Below are 6,836 nucleotides of genomic sequence, written 5' to 3'. Positions count from 1 at the left end.
GGACGGGGTCATGGCGATTCCTGTTCTGGGGACGGCGGGCGTCGGGAGCGGCTCAGCCGTTCCGGACGACCCGCAGGACATGGGCGGGCTCGACGTTCGGGTCCAGGCGGACGTACGGGGTGCGGCCCCACCGCCAGCGCTGGCCGGTGAGCAGGTCCTCCACCTCGACGGCCCCGGACGCGTCGCGGTCCTCGGGGCGCAGACGCAGCGCCTCGAGGTCCAGGTCCAGGGTCGCCTCGACGACGTCGTGCGGGTTCGTGGTGACGACGACGATCAGGGTGTCCTCCGCGGGACCGGCGTCGGTGACCGCCTCGGCGTCCCGGTGCGCACCCTCGGGCCGGGCCGAGCGCGTCTTCGAGAACACGAGCAGGTCCGGGTGCGTCGAGGCGTGCAGGGTCAGGTTCTGCAGGTCGCCCAGCGCCGGGTGCGCCGCGCGGATCTCATTGAGCCGGGTGAGGTACGGGGCGAGCGAGGCACCCGCGGCCTCCGCGCCCTCCCAGTCCCGGGGGCGGTACTCGTACTTCTCGTTGTCGATGTACTCCTCCGCGCCCGGCCGGGCCACGTGCTCGAACAGCTCGAACCCGGCGTAGACGCCCCACAGCGGGCTGGCCGTGGCGGCGACGACGGCGCGGATCCGGAACGCGCCCGGGCCGCCGTGCTGCAGGTACTCCGTGAGGATGTCCGGCGTGTTGACGAAGAGGTTGGGGCGATAGAACGCCGGCGTCTCGTGCGAGATCTCCTGGAGGTACTCCGCAAGCTCCTCGGCCGTGTTCCGCCAGGTGAAGTACCCGTAGGACTGCTGGAACCCGACCTTGCCCAGGGCGTGCATCATCGCGGGACGGGTGAAGGCCTCGGCGAGGAACACGACGCGCGGCTCCTCGGCGCGGACCTTCGCGATCAGCCACTCCCAGAACCACAGGGGCTTGGTGTGCGGGTTGTCCACGCGGAAGATGTGCACGCCGCGGGCCACCCAGCCCCGCACCACGTCCAGCACCGCCTGGGCGAGGCCGCCCGGGTCGTTGTCGAAGTTCAGCGGGTAGATGTCCTGGTACTTCTTCGGCGGGTTCTCCGCATACGCGATGGTGCCGTCCACGCGGGTGGTGAACCACTCCGGGTGCGCGGCGACCCACGGGTGGTCCGGGGAGCACTGCAGGGCCAGGTCCAGGGCCACTTCGAGGCCCTCGTCCGCGGCCGCGGCCACGAACGCCTCGAAGTCCTCGACGGTGCCCAGGTCCGGGTGCACGGCGTCGTGCCCGCCCTCGGGCCCACCGATCGCCCACGGCGAGCCCGGGTCCTGCGGCCCGGCCGTCAGCGTGTTGTTCGGACCCTTGCGGTGCGTGGTGCCGATCGGGTGGATCGGCGGCAGGTAGACCACCTGGAAGCCCATCCGGGCGACCGCCGGGAGCCGGTCGGCCGCCGTCGCGAAGGTGCCAGAGGACCACGTGCCGGAGGCCTCGTCGAAGCGGGCGCCCTCGGAGCGGGGGAAGAACTCGTACCAGGCGCCGCGGCCGGCGAGCTCGCGCTGCACGTCCAGCGGGTAGAGCTCGGAGCTCGTGAGGTGCTCCCGCACGGGGCGGGCGTGGAGGACGGCGGACACCTCCGCCGACTCGGCGGAGGCCAGGCGCTGGGCCGGGATGAGCGACTCGTCCTCGAGGCCGCGAACGACCTCCTCGAACACGGCGCGGTCCTCGGCCGAGCGCTCCGCGTCCTCGGCGGCCCGGCGGAACAGGGCGGCGCCCTCGGCGAGCATCAGCTCCACGTCGACGCCGGCGGCGATCTTGACGGTGGCCGCGTGCTTCCACGTGCCCACCGGATCGTCCCAGCCCTCGACCACGAACTGGTGCAGGCCCGGCTCGGCGGGCCGCAGCGTGGCCACGACCTCGTCCAGGCCGGGCCGGCCCGGACGCATCTGCACGCGCTGCACCTCGGCGCCGGCCGGGTCGAACAGGCGGACGGTGGCGCGCACGGAGTCGTGGCCCTCGCGGAACACGGTCGCGCGGACGGGGATGTCCTCGCCGACCACGGCCTTCGCCGGGAACCGGCCGTCCAGCACAACGGGCTGCACGTCCGTCACCGGGATACGCCCCGTGACGGTCTGGAGGCGGACATCGGCTGCGGTGGCGCTCTGGGTGTCGGGCTTCACGGTGCTCACGCCACGACGCTACCCCGCGGCCGCGCCGGTGAGAACGGCCGGCCCGCCCGCCCGCCGTGGGGGGCGGAGGGGCAGGCCGGGGACGGGGCGCCGGACGGGACGCTCAGGACAGCATGGTCTTGTCGTCCACGACGGCGCCCTTGATCTTGCCGAACTCGGCCAGCAGGTCCGCCGGGGTGCGCCCGGCCTTCTCCTGCTCGTCCAGCTCGAGGATGATCCGGCCGTCGTGCATCATGATCAGCCGGTTGCCGACCTCGAGGGCCTGGGACATGTTGTGCGTGACCATCAGCGTGGTGAGCCGGTGCTCGGCCACCACCTGCCGGGTCAGGCGGGTCACCAGCTCCGCCCGGGACGGGTCCAGGGCGGCGGTGTGCTCGTCCAGCAGCAGGATCTTCGGTCCGGAGAACGTGGCCATGAGCAGGCTGAGCGCCTGACGCTGGCCACCGGAGAGCAGCCCGACCTTGGCGGTGAGGCGGTTCTCCAGGCCGAGTTCGAGCTTCGTGAGCTCGTCGCGGAACATCGCGCGCCGGGCGCGGGAGACGCCCCGCGAGAGCCCGCGGGCGTGCCCGCGTCGCCAGGCCAGGGCCATGTTCTCCTCGATCGTGAGATTCGGGGCCGTGCCCGCCGTCGGGTCCTGGAACACCCGGCCGATCGAGGCCGCGCGGCGGTGGTCCGGCATGCGGGTGACGTCCTTGCCGCCCACGGCCACGGTGCCGGTGTCCGGGAGCAGCTTGCCGGCGATCGTGTTCAGGATCGTGGACTTGCCGGCGCCGTTGGAGCCGATCACGGTGACGAAGTCGCCCTCGGCCAGGTGCAGGTCGATGCCCTGCAGGGCGCGCCGCTCGTTGACGGTGTTCGGGAAGAAGGTCTTGGAGACCTGTGAGATCTCAAGCACGGGGGGCCTCCTCGGAGACGGATGCGGCGGGGGTGGCGCCGCCCGGCTCGCCAGTCAGGGGCATGCCGGCGGTGGCCGGAGCGGCGGCGGCCGGCGCCGGGGTCGCGGCCGTGCCCCGCGTGCGCAGGCTCAGGCGCCTGGCGAAGCCGAAGCGCGGCAGCAGCAGGGCCACGACGACGAGGGCCGCGGAGATCAGCTTCATGTCGTTCGGGCTCAGGCCCGCGTTGAGGGCGAACTGGATGATCAGGCGGTAGAGCACGGCGCCGACGATCACGGCGAGCGTCGCCCAGAAGACCGTGCGCTGGCCGAACACGGCCTGGCCCACGATCACGGACGCCAGGCCCACGAGGATGAGGCCGATGCCCATGGAGATGTCCGCGAAGCCCTGGTACATGGCCAGCAGGGAGCCGCCGAGGGCCAAGAGGCCGTTGGAGATCATCAGGCCGAGGATCTTCATCCGGTCCGTGGAGACGCCGTACGAGCGGATCATCTCCTCGTTGTCACCGGTCGCCTGCAGGGCGAGGCCCAGGTCCGTGTGCAGGAACCAGTCGAGGATCAGCTTCACCACGAACACACCGAGGAAGAGCACGAGGATCGAGCCCCAGTTCCGGGCCAGGCCCAGGTCGCCGAGCCACGTGAACAGGGTGTCCTGGCCGAGCAGGGGGATGTTGGCCTTGCCCATGATCCGCAGGTTGATCGAGTAGAGCGCGATCATCGTGAGGATGCCGGCGAGCAGGCCGTCGATCCGGCCCTTCGTGTGCAGCAGGCCGGTGACGAGGCCCGCGAGCGCGCCCGCCACGAAGGCGGCGAGCATGGCCAGGGGCACCGGCGTGCCGCCCGTGATGAGCACGGCGGCCGTGGCGGCGCCGGTGGTGAACGAGCCGTCCACCGTGAGGTCGGGGAAGTCGAGGATGCGGAAGGTCAGGTACACGCCGAGCGCGACGACGGCGTAGATCAGACCCAGTTCCACTGCGGTCAGCATGGGGCGGGTGCCTTTCGGGCGGTGCGAGGGGGCGAGGGGGGACGGACGACGGCGGGACGGGGTGGGCTGGCCGTCGACGTGCTCCGCGGCGGCCCGGACCACGAGGTCCGGGCCGCCGCGGAGGCGGGCAGGCGCGGGATCAGCCCTCGACGAGCTGATCGGCCCTGTCCGTGAGCTCGGCGGGGATCTCGACGCCGTAGGCCTCGGCGGCCTTCGGGTTCAGCACGAGCTGCAGGTTGGCCGGGTCGGCGTAGCCCACGGGCAGCTCGGCCGGCTTCGCGCCGTCCTTGAGGATCTTCACGGCCATCTCGCCGGCCTGCTTGCCGTGCGCCGTGTAGTCGATGCCGTACGTGCCCAGGGCGCCGCGCTCGACGGAGTCGATGTCCGCCGAGATGACGGGGACGCGCTGCTCCTTGCCGTAGCCCACCACGGTCTCCAGCGCCGAGACGACGGCGTTGTCCGTGGGCACGTAGATGCCGTCCACGCCGGACAGGGACTGCACGCCCTGCTGGACCTCGGACGAGTTGGTGATGGTGGCCTCCTTGACCTCGAGGCCCAGCTCCTTGCCGGCCTCCTTGGCCTGGTCCACCTGGACCTTGGAGTTGGCCTCGCCGGAGTTGTAGACGATGCCGACGGTCGTGGCGTCCGGCTTCACGTCCTTGAGCAGCTGCAGCTGCTCCTTGACCGGGTTGCGGTCCGAGACGCCGGTGACGTTGCCGCCCGGGGCCTCGTCCGAGGCCACGAGCTCAGCGCCCTTCGGATCGGTGACCGCCATGAACACGACCGGCTTGTCCTTCACGGCCGAGGCGGTGCCCTGCGCGGCGGGGGTCGCGATCGCGGCCACGAGGTCGACGTCCGCGTCGTTGGCGAAGGTGGAGGCGATGGAGGTGACGGTGGCCTGCTCGCCCTGGGCGTTCTGCTCCTCGAACGTCACGTCCAGGCCGGCGTCCTCGAACGCCTCCTTGAAGCCCTCGGCCGCGCCGTCGAGCGCCGGGTGGGAGACGAGCTGGTTGATGCCCACGGTGTAGGAGCCCTCGCCGCCGGCGGCGGAGGACGAGCCGGAGCCGCCGGAGCCGGAGTCGCCGCACGCCGTGAGCCCGAGGGCGACGACGGCGAGGGCGGCGGTGAGGGGGAGGGAGCGGTGCTTCATGAGACGGACCTCGTTCTGATGGTGCGGTGCGGGATGCGCTCGCCGACGGGGGCCCGTCGGACACAGTGCAGACACTGTGCGCGGTGACGCGCGTCACGGGCAAGACGTGGGCGTGTCCACGCGACATCCTGCCATGTGATCGGCGTCACTGTGGACACTCTGCCCCGCTGGGCTTCGTGTGCGACCCCCGCGTCCCCGCCCGGCCGTCATCCCGGGCGGGACGCCGTGGAGGTCAGCGCCCGCCGGCGCGCTGCACCGAGATCTCGTACAGGGAGATGCCCACCGCCATCGAGGCGTTGAGGGACTCCATCGTCGAGTCGATCGGGATGGACACGATCTGCTGGCAGTGCTCCCGCACCATGCGGGACAAACCCTTGCCCTCGGCCCCCACCACGAGCACGAGCGGCTCCGTGGCCAGGGCGAGCCCGGGCAGGGAGACGTCCCCGCCGCCGTCGAGGCCCAGCACGAAGTAGCCGGCCTTGTGCAGGTCGACGAGGGTGGTGTTCAGGTTGCCGGCCTGGGCCACGGGCACCCGCGCGGCCGCGCCGGCCGAGGTGCGCCAGGCGGTGGCGGTCACGCCGACGGAGCGCCGCTCGGGCACGATCACGCCGTCCGCGTCGAACGCGGAGCCGGCCCGGATGATGGCGCCGAGGTTGCGGGGGTCGGTGATGCCGTCGAGCGCGATCAGCAGCGGCGGGGTCCGCAGGTGCCCCTTCTCGTGCTTGGCCAGTGCGTCGAGGGCCAGGGCCGTGGCGTCCGCGTACTCATAGGGCGGGATCTGCAGCACGATGCCCTGGTGCACGGCCTCGCCGGAGAGGCGGTCCAGCTCCGGCTTGGTGTTCTCCAGGACCGGCACGCCCTGCTCGAGGCAGAGGCGCAGGGCCTCCTTGACGCGGTCGTCCATCTCGATGCGCACGGCCACGTGCAGCGCCTTGGCCGGGATGCCCGCGCGCAGCGCCTCGAGCACGGGGTTGCGGCCGGAGACCGTCTCGTCCGTGAGCTTCACGCGGCCGCGGACCTGGTCCTTCACGGGACCGCGCTTGGCGGCCGAGCGCTCGGCCAGCTGCTTGGCGCGGTGCGCCTTGTGGTAGACCCGGTCCTCGGCCTTGGGAGTGGGTCCGCGGCCCTCGAGCGCCTTGCGACCGTGGCCGCCGGTGCCCTTCATGGGGCCCTTCTTGCCCTTGGGCTTGCGGGATCCGCCGGAGCGGGGGGCGGTGGACATGGCGGGACTCCTGCGCGTGCCGGGGACGGGGGCGGCGGTACGCGGGGCGCCGCCGGATCGCCCTCCAGTCTAGGTGTCAGTCCGCCAGGCGCCATGTGGCGCCGTCGGCGCCGTCCTCCACCACGACGCCGGCCGCGGCCAACGCGTCGCGGATGCGGTCCGCGGTGGCCCAGTCCTTGTCCGCGCGGGCCTGCGCCCGCGCCTCGATCTGCGAGCGGACGAGCGAGTCGAGGGCGTCCGACACCGGGCCGGCCGCGGCGTCGTCGCCCTCGGGCACGTCGTCCAGGCCCAGCACCGCGGTCATGGCCTCCACCTCGGCCAGGCGGGCGGCCGCGGCGTCGAGGTCATGCCCGGCCAGCGCCGAGTTGCCGGCGCGCACGGCCTCGTGCAGGGCCGCGAGCGCCTGGGGCACGTTCAGGTCGTCCTCCATGGCGG

At 72.7% G+C, this 6,836-nt stretch carries 6 protein-coding genes; all 6 read right to left on the bottom strand.

Features of this window, described 5'->3' with window-relative positions:
- Positions 1 to 52 precede the first annotated feature (52 nt).
- A complete protein-coding gene (locus J1M41_RS04920) occupies positions 53 to 2,152 on the bottom strand; it encodes an alpha-1,4-glucan--maltose-1-phosphate maltosyltransferase (RefSeq protein ID WP_049147756.1) in 2,100 nt (699 codons plus the stop codon).
- 103 nt (positions 2,153 to 2,255) lie between these two features.
- The gene (locus J1M41_RS04915) at positions 2,256 to 3,047 is read right to left on the bottom strand and encodes an ABC transporter ATP-binding protein (protein WP_036382449.1); all 792 of its coding nucleotides are present in this window, start codon (positions 3,045 to 3,047) and stop codon (positions 2,256 to 2,258) included.
- Entirely contained in the window at positions 3,040 to 4,029 is a 990-nt protein-coding gene (locus tag J1M41_RS04910; RefSeq protein ID WP_206451272.1) for an ABC transporter permease, read from the bottom strand. Before J1M41_RS04910 ends, J1M41_RS04915 begins: the two co-directional genes overlap by 8 nt.
- Positions 4,030 to 4,168: 139 nt before the next feature.
- Positions 4,169 to 5,179 (bottom strand): ABC transporter substrate-binding protein, encoded by a 1,011-nt coding sequence (locus tag J1M41_RS04905; protein ID WP_206451271.1) that lies wholly within the window; start codon positions 5,177 to 5,179, stop codon positions 4,169 to 4,171.
- Positions 5,180 to 5,411: 232 nt separating this feature from the next.
- Positions 5,412 to 6,401 (bottom strand): 23S rRNA (guanosine(2251)-2'-O)-methyltransferase RlmB, encoded by a 990-nt coding sequence (gene rlmB, locus J1M41_RS04900; protein WP_036382443.1) that lies wholly within the window; start codon positions 6,399 to 6,401, stop codon positions 5,412 to 5,414.
- Positions 6,402 to 6,477: 76 nt separating this feature from the next.
- The coding region (locus J1M41_RS04895) for a DALR domain-containing protein (protein ID WP_342214069.1) at positions 6,478 to 6,836 on the bottom strand (359 nt) is incomplete at its 5' end.

Origin of the sequence: Micrococcus sp. KRD096 (assembly GCF_017168495.1) — a bacterium.
In the GTDB taxonomy this organism is placed as follows: domain Bacteria; phylum Actinomycetota; class Actinomycetes; order Actinomycetales; family Micrococcaceae; genus Micrococcus; species Micrococcus luteus.
This window is presented reverse-complemented; position numbering and strand designations above follow the sequence as displayed.